At 66.1% G+C, this 17,887-nt stretch carries 15 protein-coding genes and 1 CRISPR repeat array (1 of these 16 cut by a window edge); of the genes, 5 read left to right on the top strand and 10 right to left on the bottom strand.

Annotation, left to right across the window (positions count from 1 at the left end; genetic code table 11):
* Window positions 1-1,558: direct repeats of the CRISPR family, unit length 36 nt; unit sequence GCCTCAATGGAGCCCGGTCCTTAGGACCGGGAATAC (it extends 932 nt beyond the left edge of the window).
* Window positions 1,559-1,724: 166 nt separating this feature from the next.
* From cas2 to def, 7 genes are all read right to left on the bottom strand, one after another.
* Window positions 1,725-2,015 carry a CRISPR-associated endonuclease Cas2 gene (gene cas2, locus D9T14_RS00825; protein ID WP_119162354.1) on the bottom strand — a complete coding sequence of 97 codons (291 nt, stop codon included), beginning with the start codon at window positions 2,013-2,015 and terminating at the stop codon, window positions 1,725-1,727.
* Complete coding sequence (gene cas4g/cas1g, locus D9T14_RS00820) at window positions 2,012-3,637, bottom strand: CRISPR-associated endonuclease Cas4g/Cas1g (RefSeq protein WP_119162360.1); 1,626 nt, start codon at window positions 3,635-3,637, stop codon at window positions 2,012-2,014. Before cas4g/cas1g ends, cas2 begins: the two co-directional genes overlap by 4 nt.
* Before the next feature lie 50 nt (window positions 3,638-3,687).
* Complete coding sequence (locus D9T14_RS13270; RefSeq protein WP_126464244.1) at window positions 3,688-4,623, bottom strand: type I-G CRISPR-associated protein, Cas3-extension family; 936 nt, start codon at window positions 4,621-4,623, stop codon at window positions 3,688-3,690.
* Window positions 4,620-7,493, bottom strand: coding sequence for a type I-G CRISPR-associated helicase/endonuclease Cas3g (gene cas3g, locus D9T14_RS00815; protein WP_119162353.1), 2,874 nt, complete (start codon window positions 7,491-7,493; stop codon window positions 4,620-4,622). Before cas3g ends, D9T14_RS13270 begins: the two co-directional genes overlap by 4 nt.
* Window positions 7,493-8,884, bottom strand: coding sequence for a type I-G CRISPR-associated protein Csb2 (gene csb2 / locus D9T14_RS00810; RefSeq protein ID WP_119162352.1), 1,392 nt, complete (start codon window positions 8,882-8,884; stop codon window positions 7,493-7,495). The genes cas3g and csb2 overlap by 1 nt, the downstream gene beginning before the upstream one ends.
* A 1-nt stretch (window position 8,885) precedes the next feature.
* The gene (gene cas7g, locus D9T14_RS00805; RefSeq protein WP_220668336.1) at window positions 8,886-9,995 is read right to left on the bottom strand and encodes a type I-G CRISPR-associated RAMP protein Csb1/Cas7g; all 1,110 of its coding nucleotides are present in this window, start codon (window positions 9,993-9,995) and stop codon (window positions 8,886-8,888) included.
* A gap of 500 nt (window positions 9,996-10,495) precedes the next feature.
* Window positions 10,496-11,116, bottom strand: coding sequence for a peptide deformylase (gene def / locus D9T14_RS00800; protein ID WP_119162350.1), 621 nt, complete (start codon window positions 11,114-11,116; stop codon window positions 10,496-10,498).
* Between the two features lie 50 nt (window positions 11,117-11,166).
* Here def and D9T14_RS00795 point away from each other — a divergent pair, with 50 nt between their 5' ends.
* Window positions 11,167-12,120, top strand: a complete 954-nt coding sequence (locus D9T14_RS00795; RefSeq protein WP_119162349.1) for a tyrosine recombinase XerC — start codon at window positions 11,167-11,169, stop codon at window positions 12,118-12,120.
* Window positions 12,121-12,271: 151 nt separating this feature from the next.
* Here the strand turns inward: D9T14_RS00795 and D9T14_RS00790 are convergent, their stop codons facing one another.
* From D9T14_RS00790 to D9T14_RS13565, 3 genes are read right to left on the bottom strand one after another with little or no spacing between them, the layout of a single operon-like run.
* Window positions 12,272-12,532, bottom strand: coding sequence for a hypothetical protein (locus tag D9T14_RS00790; RefSeq protein ID WP_126464243.1), 261 nt, complete (start codon window positions 12,530-12,532; stop codon window positions 12,272-12,274).
* 4 nt (window positions 12,533-12,536) lie between these two features.
* Window positions 12,537-13,073 carry an EndoU domain-containing protein gene (locus tag D9T14_RS00785; protein WP_119162347.1) on the bottom strand — a complete coding sequence of 179 codons (537 nt, stop codon included), beginning with the start codon at window positions 13,071-13,073 and terminating at the stop codon, window positions 12,537-12,539.
* A 6-nt stretch (window positions 13,074-13,079) separates the two neighbouring features.
* Window positions 13,080-14,162: a M23 family metallopeptidase gene (locus tag D9T14_RS13565; protein ID WP_170175731.1), complete on the bottom strand. Its 1,083-nt coding sequence runs from the start codon at window positions 14,160-14,162 to the stop codon at window positions 13,080-13,082.
* A 436-nt stretch (window positions 14,163-14,598) separates the two neighbouring features.
* Here D9T14_RS13565 and rpsB point away from each other — a divergent pair, with 436 nt between their 5' ends.
* The 4 genes from rpsB (at window position 14,599) to frr (ending at window position 17,876) form a co-directional block, all read left to right on the top strand.
* Window positions 14,599-15,456 (top strand): 30S ribosomal protein S2, encoded by an 858-nt coding sequence (gene rpsB / locus D9T14_RS00775; RefSeq protein WP_119162346.1) that lies wholly within the window; start codon window positions 14,599-14,601, stop codon window positions 15,454-15,456.
* A gap of 29 nt (window positions 15,457-15,485) precedes the next feature.
* Window positions 15,486-16,298, top strand: a complete 813-nt coding sequence (gene tsf / locus D9T14_RS00770; RefSeq protein ID WP_119162345.1) for a translation elongation factor Ts — start codon at window positions 15,486-15,488, stop codon at window positions 16,296-16,298.
* Window positions 16,299-16,569: 271 nt separating this feature from the next.
* Window positions 16,570-17,283, top strand: a complete 714-nt coding sequence (gene pyrH, locus D9T14_RS00765; RefSeq protein WP_119162344.1) for a UMP kinase — start codon at window positions 16,570-16,572, stop codon at window positions 17,281-17,283.
* A 71-nt stretch (window positions 17,284-17,354) separates the two neighbouring features.
* On the top strand, window positions 17,355-17,876 hold the full coding sequence (frr, locus tag D9T14_RS00760; protein WP_220451987.1) for a ribosome recycling factor: 522 nt from the start codon (window positions 17,355-17,357) through the stop codon (window positions 17,874-17,876).
* The last annotated feature ends 11 nt before the right edge of the window (window positions 17,877-17,887 follow it).

The following is a 17,887-nucleotide window of genomic DNA, read 5'->3' as shown; positions in this document are numbered from 1 at the left end:
GAATGAACGCCTCAATGGAGCCCGGTCCTTAGGACCGGGAATACCTCTCCTGCGCCTCACAGAAGACGGTTGGGTAACCCGCCTCAATGGAGCCCGGTCCTTAGGACCGGGAATACGCTCAACAAGCGGCAATGCCTCGCGTTGAGCGAGCTGCCTCAATGGAGCCCGGTCCTTAGGACCGGGAATACGTGGTTGACGGCCATCTATTACTTCGTCCGCCACATGCCTCAATGGAGCCCGGTCCTTAGGACCGGGAATACTGGGCCGCCGAACAGTCCGCCTCCTACGCGGTCGAGCCTCAATGGAGCCCGGTCCTTAGGACCGGGAATACGCCAGCGGCGGCGCCACCGGCAGCGGAACCACCATGCCTCAATGGAGCCCGGTCCTTAGGACCGGGAATACGCGCCGGATGCCGTTGTTGTAGACGGTGTTGATGAGCCTCAATGGAGCCCGGTCCTTAGGACCGGGAATACCGGAGCGGGCTGATGCTGCGGGGTAGGGGGACGGTGCCTCAATGGAGCCCGGTCCTTAGGACCGGGAATACTCCCGATCACGATCGACGCCTCACGGCCTAGCTCGTGCCTCAATGGAGCCCGGTCCTTAGGACCGGGAATACTACTGCCCGGGCCGCATCACCGTGGGCGTCCAAATGCCTCAATGGAGCCCGGTCCTTAGGACCGGGAATACCTGTTCGGTGAACGCGGCCTGCCGCCCACCGGCATGCCTCAATGGAGCCCGGTCCTTAGGACCGGGAATACCCGCAGACGAGATCGAAGACTTGATCGCGGACCTGGAGCCTCAATGGAGCCCGGTCCTTAGGACCGGGAATACCGCCACAGGTCAGGGCACACTGCGAAACCTCTATGGTGCCTCAATGGAGCCCGGTCCTTAGGACCGGGAATACCAGCCCCTCCAGCGGGTGCTGCGGGTAGTAGCGGGCGCCTCAATGGAGCCCGGTCCTTAGGACCGGGAATACGTCGCATCGTGTGCTTCAATCTCCTTCACGAGGTCAGGCCTCAATGGAGCCCGGTCCTTAGGACCGGGAATACCACCCTCACCGGAGGGAGACCGCCCGAGAGTGGTTGAGCCTCAATGGAGCCCGGTCCTTAGGACCGGGAATACACAGCTCCGTTCGCCTGCCGGGGATTCTTCGATGAAGCCTCAATGGAGCCCGGTCCTTAGGACTGGGAATACCGGATGGTGGGGCGCCGGCCGTGCGGCCAGGCATGAGGCCTCAATGGAGCCCGGTCCTTAGGACCGGGAATACACGTCGGCGGTGGTCACCCCGAGCTGCTTGGACAGGCCTCAATGGAGCCCGGTCCTTAGGACCGGGAATACGGACACCGGAAGGCTCGTCGCGCCGGCGAACTCGGCAGAGCCTCAATGGAGCCCGGTCCTTAGGACCGGGAATACTTGGCACCCTGGTGAGGGGGAGAGTTCTGTCACTCTGCCTCAATGGAGCCCGGTCCTTAGGACCGGGAATACGCCCAAGCCTCCTCGGAGGCGTTGTACTCGAGGCCGAGCCTCAATGGAGCCCGGTCCTTAGGACCGGGAATACGGCTCGCCAGTTACGAGGCTGCTGACTACCAGTGTTGCATACTTTTGCGAGCGCTGCCACTCGGCGCCTCGTTGGACAGCGGGAAGCACTGCATGAACTGGCCAGAAACCGGTCCTGGCTAGGGTGCGAGCACTGTCGAAGGGGCTGGTCGGTATCAGAGCGCTCGCTAGACAATCTGGGGCCCTCGTGTGGGAAGCAGCCTGCGGTGACCCACGAACGTGAACCGGTCTCCACTGGGGTCGCCCAAATCAACGATCACCACTGAGTCTACAGCCAAGTCCATGATATCCTCACTGTCCGCTTGTAAATGGATGAGTTCTGTCCTAGTTAAGTCGCAGACGAAAACGGAATACTGAAGACGTTCCCCGTTGGCCTCCATCAGCTTGCAGATTCGACGAAGTCGCGTCTGGTTACGAATGTCATAGGCTATCAGATATCTTCTCCTTCTCGTTTTCATCTGGTCATCATCGCCGTGTACTGGTCGAGTTCTCCGATCATGACTGCACCCAGTATTCTGGACTGGATGTCCATGATGCGACGATATGATGCTTTGTATCCGAACTGGGGATGCGTTATCTCTTGGTCGAGTCGCCGCTCATAAGCTCGCAGGACAGCCTTGCGACCATCGGCTTCAAGCATGCATCCCCCGGCGCGGAACTTGAAATCCCGGGAGCCTACCTCACCATTGTTCAGCACTTGCAGCACAACGCTCTCAGCGACCAAAGACCTGAACTCCTCCGCCAAGTCCAAGGCCAAGGCAGGACGCCCGAACCGGGGTCTGTGGAACATGCCATAATAGGGATCGAAGCCAACCGCCTCAAGCGTTACCGTCAAATCCTTGATAAGAAGAGAATAACAGAACGACAGAAGCGTGTTCACTGGATCCTCGGGCGGGCGTCTAGTACGTCCACCTTCACTGAAACCGGAAACATCAATCCGCGCGTCCTTGCTGATCAGTGAAATGAAATTCTCAAAGTAGAGGCGCGCTGCCACGCCTTCAATCCCCAGCAGCTGCTGCGGGGACTCGGCTTCTGTGGCCTGAAGGGCGAGCGACTTCAACTGATCCCCGACATTCTTGGTTGAAGTGCGAGAATTGCGACGAAGCATCGTGCGGCTATTGCGAATCTTTCCAGAGATCATTCGGCGGGCGATTTCTAGTTTTCTTGACTCCGGGATTCTGAATTGCGCGATTCTGAGATCAACATTCTTCCCCGGCAGTCCCTCGGTGATCCCAATGAACCAACCTCCGTAGCTGAACCAAAGCACTGGAATGTCCCGTGGTATCAGCGATCTCACGGCTTGAGCTGATACTGTCACATTTCCGAAAATGCAGACCTGGCTGATATCGATCAGTCGATAACTGGTCTGCAACTCACCTTTGAGGCGAATCTCCAGCCGCTCATGACGGATGCCGACGACAGCTCCTTGCACGGTCACGTATACGGGGCGGCCTTCGAGTATCGGCGCCATCAGGCGTTTCAACGGGCGGCGTTGAGTAGGGGGCGAGTGAAGTGACTCCATCTCATCGGGAAGACAGATTCCCACCAGCGAGCACCGCGGACATCTCGGGCTGTCGTGCAGAGGCGGCGGTGCCATGGGCTGAGCAGCGATCTTCCACGCCTTCGCTACAGTTTCTGTGATCTCTTTCAGTGCGGCATCATTCACCGTGATGTGCACGCGTTGTCGGGTTTCGGCGTACCATATTTCAGCCCGCTCGACAACATAACCGGCCTCTTGGAGCAGCGCCGCTTGAACCAGTGACTGTACACGATCGCTGGGCCAAGCCTCACCGTCTTTGTCGGGATGACCTTTCTTGTAGTCAACTGGCACGACGGTACCGTCACCGCCATCCTCCACCATGTCAATTCGCGTGGTCAGGCCGAGTCGCCGCGATGACAATGAAACTGATCTTGCAGCCCTCCCGGCCCACGCCTCAGACTTGTCAGGAAGATCCCCTGTCTCCTGGTCGACAACACGATGCAGGTAGTTGCCTTCCTCGACGTCATCACTGGTGGCAAACTGCTGCTGAACCCACTCCAAATGGAACAGCCTTGGACAGTACACGAACTCGTTCAGCATGCGGGCCGGGAGCGTCTCAGGCAATCCCGGGAAATCTGGTCTGACAACACTCATGATAGCGGTACCAGGACACCAGCGGATTTACCACCCTCCGCCTTGCGGCGACGGGCCCTACACACGTGGATCACCCCGAGTGTCCTGAGCGCATCATGGTCGATGCTCTTCCAGTCCCCCACGAGTGCTGGATGTTCGACGAGGACCTTGACCGCGGCGGGGCCCAGCCGCTCACCCCACAGGGGAAGTCTGAGTTCCTCCTCGCGACGCCGTCCCCTGCTCACTGTGTGCCAGCCGCTGGTTCGCGGTTGAGCCCCACTGGCAGTGGTGGTCCACAGCGAATACGACATCAGCGCAAGCCATGTCGCCCCGGGAACGCCGCGCATCTCAGCCTTCCCCCGGCCATCCTCACTGCTGTCCCAATTCGCTCTGTGGTCCAAGTACTCACCCGTGACTCCTGGCACGCGCCGCCAGCCAACAAAGGCCTCGCGGAGATACTCAGACGTATCACGTACCAACTCAAACGGTTTTTGCAGCATCGTGGCCATGGACTGCTTCCCGGAAGGCGCAGCGTATTGACTTATTGCCCCGCGCCCCGAGGAATCAGCAACGAGATCCGTCACTAGACCTGAAATCCACGCACGCACCGTCGAAGCTGAAGGCTGATCCGTGCAGAGCGCGCCAGTGAATTTCCGCAATTCCCCCAGTTTCAGACGCAGACGATCTGGTGCCGCTCCCGGAGGGGGAAATCCTGGAGGGCCACCAGGCACAACCACATCCTCGGGCATCGCCTCGATGATCTCAGCAAGCCGTGCCACCACGTCGTCGATTGATGTCATTGAGGAGTGCAATACTGGAACATAATCTGCGGCGTCCCAGGACAGCAGGGCATGATCATCAACGAAGTCGCGGGCCAGTTTTAGAGTGCCGATGGCGGCAAGAATGGCGAGCGGCGAGTCGCCCACCAGAGCTGGGAATTTGACGTCATTCATGATCCCTCCGATGAAACAGTCATGTCTGCGCACCGCACAACGGTCTCCAGCAGGGCAAGACCCCACCTGCCGTATCTGGCGTTGAGTTCAGCGAACCTGTCGGCGTCTGCCAACCGGACGCCTGTGGGAAGTAAGACGTGGACGTGGACGTCTTCCACATCGGCGTCCGCGGTGTGCGTTCCCGGGTCGTTGACGGGTGGTAGCAGGGGCCGAGCATGGCCGTGGTGGCTGGCAACCAGATGGCGCAGTAGGTCCTCATCGCCCGGATAGGGTTCTTCCAAGCTCTTCAGGTGCGCTGCGACGATGGTCTCGGACCACGCCTCGTGCCTGGCACCCCTGGGAAGACCGCTGAGCCGCAGAGCACGAAGGCGTTGAGCCCTGTCGTCCTGGGACATCCCCGACTTCGCCAGCGGTTCCTCGGCCAGCTCGGCGGCGATCTCGCTGCCACCGAAGAGCATGGCTTGGAACCGCCGGTCGAGCTTTCCCAGGTCATGCCAGCGTGCGGCATCAACAATGACGCGGCTCAGTTCCTGCGGCAGACCGAGATTCTCGGTGATCTGCTTGCTGCGAGCACCGACCGCCTTCAAGTGGTCGGATAGGCTCACTCGCCTGCTCAGGCTGGAGCTGTCAGCAGGAGTCCCTTCGTCCACGCCCTGCCATGCCGTTCTGGACGATGACGTGTGGAGAAGCAGGACCGGGACAGCCGAAGCGTCGTCACCGTCGGAGACCACAGCCCCTTGGGAGAAGGCCTTCCGCAAGTCGGCGATGTCCTCGGGGACCCACGGGCTGCCGTCAGCGAGGACGGCTTCGTCACTGAGCCACTCACGAATGGTCTCGATCAGGCGCCGCGCCGCTTCGTCGCGTTCTGTCAAGTCGTCGGCGTTCGACCAAGCAGCTCTTGATTCCGTCAGCTCCGGCGGGGATTCCAGCCCCAACCGGTCACCGAGCCCGGGATCGAGCCGGAGCACGGCATGCCCACGACGCAACGACGCCAACTCGGCAACATCCCTGACGGTCTCGTGATTCATTGGGTTCCAGCCGAACTGGTCGAGACCACCGTAACGGCTGGGCACGACGATGACGTCCCCAGGACGCAGGGACGCAGCATCGACCCACTGCCAGCCGGCATCGGCTGTGGGACGGAGCGCAAGGGCGCCGGACTCGTCCTCGCTGAAGGGGATGTCATCGAACTCATCGACATCCGCGAACTCGTCGACATCCGCGACAACCTTCGGTTTTCCGTCGAGGAGCCACCGCCTCATTGCCTGGAGGGAGACCTCGAGGCACTCCTCGCCACGAACCGGCAGCGCATCGACAGCGGCACCCGCCTCAGCGGCCGGCAGCAGCTCGCCCATGGCATCGACCAGGCCGTCTCGCCACGCGACGGTGATCTGAGCGGTGGCCTTGTTGATGCCGTGCAGATAAGGATCGAGCGGCGGATCGTTCGAGGGGGTGGGGTTGGTGCGAGCCCACGCATCGAGTTGCGCCGGAAGGAGCGCCGGCAGAAGTGGGGGCTCAGCGGTCAAGCCGCTGGGCACGTCCAGGTGCCGCAGCGCCAGCGGTGACACGTCGAGCCCATCACAGGCGGCATCACGCAGGAATACGGCAGTTCTGCTCTTGGCCTGCCCGTAGACCGGAGGCTTCTCCGCCTTGTCCTCGATGACCGTCACCGTGGCGTCAGAGAAGTCTCCGCGCCGGTTCACCCGTCCGAACCGTTGCACCAAGGCGTCCCACGCGGCGGTCTCGGTGATCATGTCGGTGGCGTCGAGGTCGATGCCCACCTCGATGGTCTGGGTAGCGACGAGGATGGCCGGCGCAGGCGTCTGCTCGCGTCCGGCCCCGAACAGTTCGGTGACCCGTTCGGCGACCCGCTCGCGGTCCAGCGGACGTGACCGGCCCATGAGCAGCATTGTTTCGGCGTCGCAGGACCGCTTCTTCTTCGAGGCCAAGGCGTCATACACCTCACGCGCCCGGTTGACCGTGTTGCACACGACCAACACCCGGGCCCCGGGCCTGTCTGACAGCTCAGCAGCACGCTCGGCCATCTCCTTGGCGATCATCTTCTCGCTGCTGTCGACAAAACTCAGCGTCTTGGGGGCCCGCAGCCGCCGATCAGCCGTCGGGTTGTGAAGATGAGCCTCCTCGTCGAACTCGGCACTCCACCCGTCGGACTGCTCGACTGCCGTGGCACTCAGGTGGACGATCGACGTGCCGGGAAGACCGAGGACCTCACTGGAATCCAGCTCCGAGGCCGACGCCAATGCTGCCGTGAAGGCCTGGGCGAGGTGTGCTTCGTCGATCATGATGACTGAATCGGTGCCAACCAGGGCAGCGTCGATGGGGCGCCGCCGAGCACTGACCCCGTAGCCGCGGAAGAACAATCGGCTCCCCACCTGGTCGACGGTGCCGGTGACGATGGCTGGAAGATCGGGGCGTGGCAGCCATGCCGCATCCCACGTTGCGCCCCCGCGCATCTTCACCACACGCAGCGCAGGATCGCTTTCACGAGCGTCCGAAAGGCTCCGCAGCCGCTCGGCGATCTCCCAGCAGATCGTCCTGGTCTCCGCTTCATCCAAGGCCTTGGCGATGAGTCGACCGTGCTGCTCCGCCTGGTCGACGACGATTCTGCGATCCACCACCATGAAGATCCGGCGGCGTCCCAGGCCGGCCGTCGCGTCACCGCCCGCACTCATGGCAAGGAGGAAGACGGCGATGTCCAGCATCGAGGTCTTGCCCAGACCCGTTGGTACGTCGACGAGTGCGGGCCATGTCCCCTTCTTGAGGGCCTCCGCCACTACCTGAGACTGCCAAGGAAAGGGCGGGTGGCCGTGCACCTGCCGCATGAACGAATCAAAGTCTGCGACGTTCATCACCGCTCTCTCTCCCTCTCCGGGGCGAAGAGCCCGACCCCGAAGTAGCGTCCCGCACCGGCAAGAACCGGCCCTCTCACCGGCTGGTCGAAAACGACGCGGGCATGGGTGTAGAGACGCCCGCGGCAGCGCTTCGGCAGCTCATCTGGTCTCAACCGGACGGCCCCCGGGGTCATCGGCTGCTTGCTCAGCTCTACCGCGCGGGGTGTTGGAAGGCCTGCCTGCGCCAGTGACACGGCAGCGGCCGAGACCAGGTCATGATCTTTCGGATAACGGTCCAACACCAAGGGCGTCACCGAAACCCAGGTGCGTGAGGGCTTGATCCACCGCGCGATGGTGGCGCTATGGGGCAGCGGGTCGTTGGGGGAGTACCGCAGTGGGAAGCTCCCGTGGATACCAGGCACATGGAGCGACACACTGCGATCAGGATCGTTGCCGAGGATGCCCCGCAGGATGCGCCGCCGCTCGGCACGTTCCAGGCCGGGGATGGCCACGGCGAGAGCCATCAACTGCCCGTCTGCATGCTCGAAGCCTGCGAGCGGAAGCCCGAGATAGGCGACGTGCGGCACTCCGGGAAGACCGTGGCCGTGCAGGGCAGGCGGCAGTGGTTCCTCGGTCTGGCCCATCACCTTTCGGCGGAGCGCCTCCGTGAATTGTCCCACGAGGCTCCCCGGTGGGCGCCGGTCAACGAATCTGAGGATGACGAGGTCGGGATAAGAAGACTCGATGGGTTGCTGGCCCGGAGTCTTCTCCTCAACGCCCGCCTCCCGGTAGGAGCGTCGGGATCGCCCCCCGGCGGCCTGCCAGGCGGGCTGGTTCGCCTCGTGAAGCGCGTCGAGTTCGTCGAGATAGCCAGGGTAGGGGACTCTGATGCTCACCGTTCCAGGCCCCTCCGCCGGTTCGTAGGTGGTCAGCCCGGGCAGCGGCTCCGGATCGCTCACCCGGCTGAAGATGAGGATGGCCGGGGACGTCGATCGTCCAATGTAGGGCACCCGACGGGCGAGCCTGTCAAGGGAGGCCAGGGAGCCATCGGACAGCGTGTCACCGTCAGGCCAGTCGAACTGGACGCGGGCATCGTGGGGGAGGCTGCCGGAGCGTTGGCGGAAACCAGCGGTCCGACCTGGATGGATCTGATGCTTGCCCTTCTGCTCTCGGGCGTTCGTCACGACGTATCCCCTGGTGCGGTATGCCCCGGCCGCAGAGGCATGGATCAGTGGAGGCGAGAGCCGCTCCAGTTCGGCCAGCGGAGCCAGCTCATCATCGGATGCCACTGCCCGTAGGGCCGAGAAGACCCTGGCCGGGTGCGGTGGCCACTCCACCGCACGGGGGTCATCCCCGCCACCGGCGTCATAACGCCCGCTCAGCAGCGTGATGTCCAGACGGATGGGCATGTCATTCTCCTGCCGGCTCGGCCTTGGTCAGGCTGAAGTCGAGCGCCGCGGCCAAAGCCTTTGAGGGGGTGAGTTCCACGGGCTCCAGGTGCAACGGCACACCGGCCTCCTGGGCCGCACGGAGTGCCTCGTCATAGAGCTGAACGGCTTCGTGCGGGGACAGGGTGAACTGTTCCACCGTTCCGCCACGGCCGATCCACTCCAGTGTCTCGGACTGCGTCACCAGATCACAGCCGCTGCGCAGCCACAGACCGGCCTGGCCGAAGGCGAGCCGGTCACCCAGCAGCGCGAAGGAGGCGAGCAGGACGTGGGCGGCATCAACGGCGGCGCGGTCGAGGGAACCGAACCGGATACGGCGGGTGGCCGTCAGACTGAGGATGGCGGTGCGAGTCGCCTCGGTGATCGTGACGCCGCCGTGCGTGGGGTTTGGAGCGATGTTGCCGTGCCCGATCTCGCTCAGCCTGGTGTCCTTCTTCTTGTCCGCGGTCGGCGAGTACGACCACTCGTCGCCGTCGCCCCTCCGCGACCCGGTGAGGTTGGCCGGGTCCATGCGGCCAGCCTTGCGGACGCCTGCCACGGGATCCCAACCGATCACTTCGCTGCTGTAGATCCGCGGGAACTTGGCCTGCCTTCCCTCCCGATGACTGTTCCAGCCGCCATGGGCGAGCGTGCCGGGGTCGTGCTCGAGCAACGCCGTCGCATCTGCCAGTGAGGAGCTCAGCAGCGCCTTCCCGATTTCGGTGTCATCGAACTTCACCCCGTCGAGCATCGAGTCGCGCCAGTAGGCGTCGAACGCCCGGTGTGGCGCATCGAGCCCGATGAGCTCGAAACGTGCGGCGCCGTCGTGAACGAGCCGAAGCATCGGCATGCGTACGATGCCCTGGCGCCATGCCAGGGCCTCCGCATCTTGGCACCTGTGTGCCTGCGCGGGCACTTGATCCAGGACGACCGCCCTGCGAACTTCGCCATCACGCACCCGTTCCTCCATCAGGTACGGCGAAGGATCCGTCGCCGTGGTGGGGAATGTCGGGGGGAACACCCGACTTCCAGGCCCTCCGGTGGGCTGATACGTGGCCGTGATGCGGGCAGCCGCCCACTCCATGCCGGACATCTTCTCCTGGAGGGTGTTGAGTGTGAGTTCCATCATGCCTTCCTCTCTGGCAGGTCGAGCGCCCTCGGAACTGAGCGCCTGAACTCCCACGACCGTCCGACAGAGGGGGAGCGTCCGTGGGCTGAATGGCGCACGCTGTCGTCAACGTTGACAACGCGAGGGCTCGCTTCTTTCATGGGCACCATGTTCGCGGACACCACTGACATTTTTGCCGTTACACCGGATCCGACGAGCCGCATCGCCCCGCCTGGCATACGGGCCGGAACGGCTGGGCGAGGGCCATGGCTCGATGTCTGACAGGTGTCTTGCTGGAAGGACTTCCCGCGTCTGGGGTTGCTGACGAGTACGAATACGAAGGAGACCTCGAGGAACCTGGCGAGGGCACTCCTGCCCTTGAGGTGCATCAGCGGGCAAACGGTGGCTTGGCCTAATCGGCTGTCCGGGTCGTGCGGCAGCGAGCGAACCGCGATCTGCCGCCGTGTGACTGGATCTCTTCCCCGTCAGCCCTTGTCCGGCTCTTCCGCCCTGCCGACCTCACTGGCCGTGCGCTTGGGGTGGATCGGCCAGTCGTCCGGGTAGAGGGGGGCGAGGCGCTCCTTCTCCTCATCGAGGCGGCGACGTGAGCGCTTCGAGAGACGGTCGCCGAAAACGGTGCCCTGCAAGTGGTCGGTCTCGTGCTGCAGACAACGGGCCAGCAGCCCGGTGCCCTCGACCCGCACCGGCTCGCCATTCTCGTCCTGACCCTCACAGACGGCGAAGTCGGGGCGGGCCAGCTGCTGGTAGGCGCCCGGCCACGACAGGCAGCCCTCCTGCTCGCTCACCAGGCGACGGTCATTGCCCTCGGGCAGGGTGACGACGGGATTGCAGACGATGCCGTAGACGAGGCGTCCGGAGGCGTCGGGGCAGTTGAAGACGAAGAGCGCCAGATCGGAGTCGACCTGCGGGGCGGCCAGGCCCACCCCGTCGGCGGCGGCCATCGTGCGGAACATGTCTGCGACCAGCTGGTGCAGCTCATCACCGAAATCGGTGACCGGACGGGTCCTGGAACTCATCACTGGCTCGTCCCAGCGGGTGATCCGAAGAATTCGTCCGGTGGTGGCCCACTCTGCCGGGCTTTTCATCTGGTCCTCCTGATCGATGGCCTCGCGCGCCGACGCCGCGCGACGCCGTACTGACCAAACCTATACTCACGCCCGTGGGCACACCGTCAGCCGACCAGCATCCGTGGGGCGCCGTCGTGGCGCGCTACGGAGACTACCTGAGCCTGCAGCGCGGCTACTCCGTGCACACGGTACGCGCCTACCTCGGCGACATCACCGACCTGCTCGGCTTCCTCGCCGGGCGCGGGCACACCGATCTGGCGCAGGTCACCCTGCCCGAGTTGCGGCGCTGGCTCGCCGCCCAGCAGGCCGACGGTGCGACATCGGCCACCCTCGCCCGGCGCGCCGGCGCCGCCCGGGGCTTCTTCGCCTGGGCCAAGGACACCCGGATCGTGCCGGCCGACGTCGCCGGCGGCCTCAAGTCACCCAAGGTCGGCCGCTCTCTGCCGCAGACGATCACCCAGGCCGACGCCCGCGAGCTCATGGACGCCGCAGCGGCGGCCGCCGCCGAGTCCGAGGGGCCGAAGGGCGTCCGCGACGTGGCGATCCTCGAGGTGCTGTACGGCTCCGGCATCCGCGTCAGTGAGCTGTGCGGCCTCGACGTCGGCGACATCGACGCCGGCACCGGAACCGCCCGCGTGCTCGGCAAGGGCAACAAGGAACGGGTCGTGCCGCTCGGGACTCCGGCGCTCGCCGCCGTGGACGCCTGGCTCGCGCAGCGGGGCCAGTGGGTGATCCCCGCCTCGGGGCGCGCGATGTTCCTCGGGGTGCGGGGCGGACGGATCGACCCGGCGGTCGTGCGCCGCGTCGTGCACACCGCCCTGCGGGCGGTCCCGCAGGCCCCCGACATCGGACCGCACGGGCTGCGCCACGCGATGGCGACCCACCTGCTGGAGGGCGGCGCCGATCTGCGCAGCGTGCAGGAGATGCTCGGACACGCCTCACTGGCGACCACCCAGATCTACACGCACATCAGCGACGAGCGGCTGCGGGCCGCCTTCAACCAGGCGCACCCGCGGGCCTGAGAACAGCCGGGGGCACACGCCGGCGATCACGGGGTGTCCCTCCGTCGTGCGCGCTGCGGTCACCCAGAAGCGCAAGCCCGGGCCCGGAATGCGCGACAAGAACGGCCGGGCGGCCATGGAGCGGTGCCGGCCCGCCAGCGACCGTGAACGGTCATGCGGCGGTCTGCCGCTGCCGTTCGAGGGCCTCGGTGGCGAGTTCGACGAAGGTCCACGAGTCGGAGTACTCGTCGAGGGCCCGCAGCAGCAGGTCCTCGGGGATCGTGACGCGAGCGGCCACAAGAAGATCGAGGGCCCCATAGGCGATGGACTCATCGTCGTCCATCGCGATGTCCTGTACGATGAGCACATCCTCGCTGGCCGGTTCAGGTAAAACCTGGTCTGCGAATGCGAGTAGCTCCTCAGATGTGGACATGTGGTCAGCCTACGTCTCGGAGTCTGCCATTGTGAACCCTCTTCACTCCGACGCCCCCTGTGGGGAAGACGGTGACAACAGCAGGGCCGTTCTTCGGCAAGCGGATGCGGACGGCCAGCCTGACTCCATCAATCGTGGAGCTGAGCTCGATCCTGTGTTCACCTTGAAGCAGCAGATTCTCGGGCCGGTCGATCACCGGCCGGGCTGCCGCCATGATGCGGTCGGCGTCCCAGTCCCTCGGGAAGGCGATCTGGCCTTCGCGCCTCTCGGCCTCGACAGTGGCATACAGGTGGCCGCCGGTGCGTCTGCCGCTGCGCCGGGTACTGCCCTCGACGACGTGCTCCCTCGCCTCGTCGAGACCGTGAACGTCGGCGGGGCCGAAGAGCAGCCGTCGGCCATCGGCGGTGACATACGCCCTGCCGTCGCCGCTCAGGGCGGGCGTGAGTCGGGCGCGCCCCGGCCGGTCCGTCCCAGTGGCCGGCGGGGGAGGGTCCTGTCCTGCCGGGGCTTCGTCCGGTCCGGGCCGCGGCTCTTCCGGCATGCCCGGTCACGGCAGGAAGGGGGCGGGATCGACTGCCGTGCCGTCCAAGTAGACCGAGAAGTGCAGGTGGCAGCCGGTGGACAGGCCCGTCGTGCCGACGTAGGCGATCACCTGGCCGGCCTCGACGTGGTCGCCCACCCGGACCAGGCCGATGCTCTCGTCGGCGAGATGGTTGTAGGAGCTCGAACGGTGCCGGCCCTCCATCGTGCCGTGGTCGACCTCGACGCGGTTGCCGAAGCCCTGCATCGGTGCCGCGTAGGTGACCGTGCCCGACCAGGCCGCCCGTACCGGGGAGCCGCACGAGGCGCCGATGTCGAGACCGTCGTGGAACTCGTGCGTGCCGAGGATCGGGTTGATCCGATGGGAGAACGGCGAGGTGACGGGCCCGTCGGCCGGCCAGCCGGGCGCCTTGGCGCTCGAGTCGGCGGCGGCCTGGCGGAGCCGCTCGACCCACCACGACGGCAGCACATCGTGGACCGAGGCGTCCGAGGGCAGCAGGCTGACGTCACCGGTGCCCTTGTCACCGTTGATCCAGGCGAGCGGGTCGAGGTACTCGTCGCCGCGCTTGAGCCCCAGGTGCAGGCAGGCCTGCCGGGCGCAGTGCCCGGCCAGCAGCGTGCCGATCCGCTGGCCCGCCTTCACGCGGTCGCCCCGGGAGACGGTGGCGGCCACCGGCTGGTAGGTGGTGCGCAGGCCACCGGCGTGGGTGACGGTGAGCATCTGCACGCCGTCGATCACCCCGACGAAGGTGACCGTGCCATCGGCCGCCGCGTGCACGACGTCGCCGTCGATGCCGCCCAGGTCGACGCCGCGGTGCCCGGCCAGCCACTTCTCGGCAGGCGGGTCGAAGCCGCGCAGCACCGGGCCGTTGACCGGGATGACGCGCGTGCCGTCGGCCCGGGCCGCACCGACCGGGGCGGCGGCGAGCACGACGAGGCACTGCAGCAGCACGAGCAGGCCCCGGGCCAGGCGCGCGGACCGGCGGGGGAGCCCCGGCGGTCCCGCGGCAGCTCGGCGGGGCCACCGGGACGTCTCCGGCCGGACGGTGACGCGTGGGCGGGGCGGGCCTGCTGCGGATGTGCTCGTCATGCCCGGAGTGTGTGCCTACCGGGCCCGATCGTGCGTCCCAGCCGCGGCCTGTGGAGAACTCCCGCCGGGCCGCGCAGCCCCAGGGAATCCGCCCGCCCATGTCCGTGGGAATGGTCCCGAGCCGCGGTCCCACAGCGCTCCGGAGCGCCATCGGGTCCGTGTCCGGTGGAGGACTCCGGGTCCGGCGCGGGCTCCCCGGCGCCGACAGGTCCCGGAGGGCGCCTTGCTGGGCCCACCGATTTCGCCCGGCGGACCCGGCCACGTAGACTGATCCGCGCAGTCCGCACGGGCGGGCTGACTTCGCATGCGCGCAGACGGCCGCGAAAAGGCGGCCGTGGTTCCCGGCGTGGTCCGAGGGCGACAGGCCCGAGGTGCCGGGGCGAGCGCATCAGGGGAAGCGGGAAACCGCGTCCGGCAACCACGAAAGGAGACGGCAATGGCCGTCGTCACGACACGCCAGCTGCTCGAGAGCGGTGTCCACTTCGGGCACCAGACCCGCCGCTGGAACCCGAAGATGAAGCGCTTCATCTTCAACGAGCGCAACGGCATCTACATCATCGACCTGCGTCAGTCCCTGACCTACATCGACAGCGCCTACACCTTCGTCAAGGAGACCGTCGCCAGGGGCGGCCAGATCCTCTTCGTCGGTACGAAGAAGCAGGCCCAGGAGTCGATCGAGGAGCAGGCCCTGCGCGTCGGCATGCCCTTCGTCAACCAGCGCTGGCTCGGCGGCATGCTCACCAACTTCCAGACCATCAGCAAGCGCATCTCCCGTCTCAAGGAGCTCGAGGCCATGGACCTCGAGACCGTCCAGCCCGGTGGCTTCACAAAGAAGGAGCTCCTCGGCTTCTCCCGTGAGAAGGAGAAGCTGACCAAGTCTCTCGGCGGTATCCGCGACATGGCCAGGACGCCCCAGGCCGTGTGGATCGTCGACACCAAGAAGGAGCACCTGGCCATCGACGAGGCCCGCAAGCTGCGCATCCCCGTCGTCGCCATCCTCGACACCAACTGCGACCCGGACGAGGTCGACCACCCGATCCCCGGCAACGACGACGCCATCCGCTCGGTCTCGCTGCTGACGCGCATCATCGCGGACGCCTGCGCCGAGGGCCTGCTGGCCCGCTCCGACGCCCAGTCCCAGACCGGTGCCGCCGCCGAGCCCATGGCCGAGTGGGAGAAGGAGCTCCTCGAGGCCGGTGACAAGGCCGAGCAGACCGAGCAGACCGACCCCGAGGCCGGCCAGCTGAACGCGGAGGTCGCCGAGGCCGCGGCCGAGGCCCCCAATCCCGAGTGACCACGAATCGACTGAGAACGGATACCCACATGGCAATCACAGCCGCTGATGTGAAGAAGCTGCGCGACGCCACCGGCGCCGGCATGATGGACGCCAAGAAGGCCCTCACCGAGGCCGACGGCGATTTCGAGAAGGCCGTCGAGATCCTGCGCGTGAGCGGTGCCGCCAAGGCCGCCAAGCGCGCCGACCGCGAGGCCGCCAATGGTCTCGTCGCCTCCTATGGCAACGCCCTGATCCACCTCGGCTCCGAGACCGACTTCGTTGCCAAGAACGCCGAGTTCGTCGAACTCGGCGAGGCCATCGCGAAGGCCGTCGATGCCGCCGAGGCCGACGGCAAGGAGGCCGCCCTGCAGGCCACGCTCGCCGACGGGCGGACCGTCGGCGAGGCCGTCGCCGAGATCGCCGCCAAGATCGGCGAGAAGATCGAACTGGCCGACGCGGCCTATCTCCCGGGCGCCATTGACGTCTACCTGCACAAGCGCAACCCCGACCTGCCCCCGCAGGTCGGCGTGGCCGTCGCCTACGAGGGTGAGGACGCGGAGTTCGTCCACGCGGTCTCGCTGCAGATCGCCTCGATGAGCCCCCAGTACCTCGCCCGTGAGGACGTGCCCGCCGACGTGCTCGCCAAGGAGCAGCGCATCGCCGAGGAGACCGCCAAGGAGGAGGGCAAGCCCGAGAAGATCATCCCGCGCATCGTCGAGGGACGGGTCAACGCCTTCTACAAGGACGTCTGCCTGCTCGAGCAGGCCAGTGTCGCCGACGACAAGAAGACGGTCGGCGCCCTGGCCGCCGAGCACGGTGTCACGGTGACGCGCTTCGTGCGTTTCGCCGCCGGCGCCTGAGCCGACGAGGCGACCGGTTCACGAACACCGCAGGGCCCCACCCGGGAAAGACCGGGTGGGGCCCAGCCGTACCCAAGGCACCGCACCGGAAGCCGCCGCGCCAGCGCGCCGCCGCGCGGGGCGCGTCCCGGACCGCGGACACCAGGGGCCGGTCAGGAGGGCCCCGCCCCTGGCCGCCTCTCCGCAGCGCGGTCCGACCCCGGCGGGACCCGGCACCCGGTAGAGTGTCCACAGCACCGTGGCAGTGTCGACCCATGACCAGGAGGACAATGTGACCGAACCCTTCCACCGTGTCCTGCTCAAGCTCTCCGGCGAGGCCTTCGGGAACGGGAAGCTCGGCGTCGACCCGCACACGGTCCGCGCCATCGCCAAGCAGATCGTGGCCGTGACGAGGGCCGGCACGCAGATCTCGGTCGTCGTCGGCGGCGGCAACTACTTCCGCGGGGCCGAGCTGCAGGCCGGCGGCATGGACCGCGACCGCGCCGACTACATCGGCATGCTCGGCACCGTCATGAACGCGCTGGCCCTGCAGGACTTCTGCGAGAAGGAGGGTGTGCCCACCCGCGTCCAGAGCGCCATCACCATGGGGCAGGTCGCCGAGTCCTACATCCCGCGCCGCGCCGAACGTCACATGGAGAAGGGCCGCATCGTCATCTTCGGTGCCGGCTCCGGGATGCCCTACTTCTCGACCGACACGGTCGCAGCCCAGCGGGCACTCGAGATCGGCGCCGAGGTGCTCCTCATGGCCAAGAACGGCGTCGACGGCGTCTACGACGCCGACCCGCGCACCGACCCGAACGCCACCATGTTCTCCGAACTGAGCTACGACGAATTCCTCGCCCGCGACCTGAAGGTCGCCGACGCCACCGCCGTCAGCCTGGCCCGCGACAACAATCTCAACATGATCTTCTTCAACCTCGACGACCCCGACAACATCATGCGGGCTGTGCGCGGCGAGAAGATCGGCACCCTCGTGCACTGCTGACCGGCAGGTGCACCACTCTTGCGAAAGGAACCATCGTGACGGCAGACATCATCAAGGGCGCCGAGAAGAAGATGGAGGGCACCATCGCCTTCGCCAAGGAGGACTTCGCCACCGTGCGCACCGGCCGCGCCAACCCGGCCATGTTCAACAAGATCGAGGCCGACTACTACGGAACGCCGACCCCGCTCCAGCAGCTCGCCTCCTTCAGCTCACCCGAGCCCCGCACCATGCTCATCACCCCCTACGACAAGGGTGCGCTGGGGGCCATCGAGAAGGCCGTCCGCGACTCCGACCTCGGGGTCAACCCGGCCAGCGACGGCACGGCCATCCGGTGCGTCCTGCCCGAGCTCACCGAGGAGCGCCGCAAGGAGTACACCAAGATCGTGCGCGGCAAGGCCGAGGAGGCCCGAGTCGCGATCCGGGGCCACCGCCACCACGCCATCGAGGCCGTCAAGAAGATGGTCAAGGACAAGGAGATCGGCGAGGACGAGGCCAAGCGCGCCGAGAAGGCCCTCGACGCCACCACCAAGAAGCACGTCGCCCAGATCGACGAGCTGCTCAAGGCCAAGGAGCAGGAGCTGATGTCCGTCTGAGGGCACCCGCA

The sequence above is a fragment of the Propionibacterium australiense genome (genome assembly GCF_003666605.1).
GTDB classification, from domain to species: Bacteria; Actinomycetota; Actinomycetes; order Propionibacteriales; family Propionibacteriaceae; genus Propionibacterium; species Propionibacterium australiense.
The sequence above is the reverse complement of the archived record's forward strand: the minus strand, read 5'-3'. Positions and strand labels throughout refer to the sequence as shown.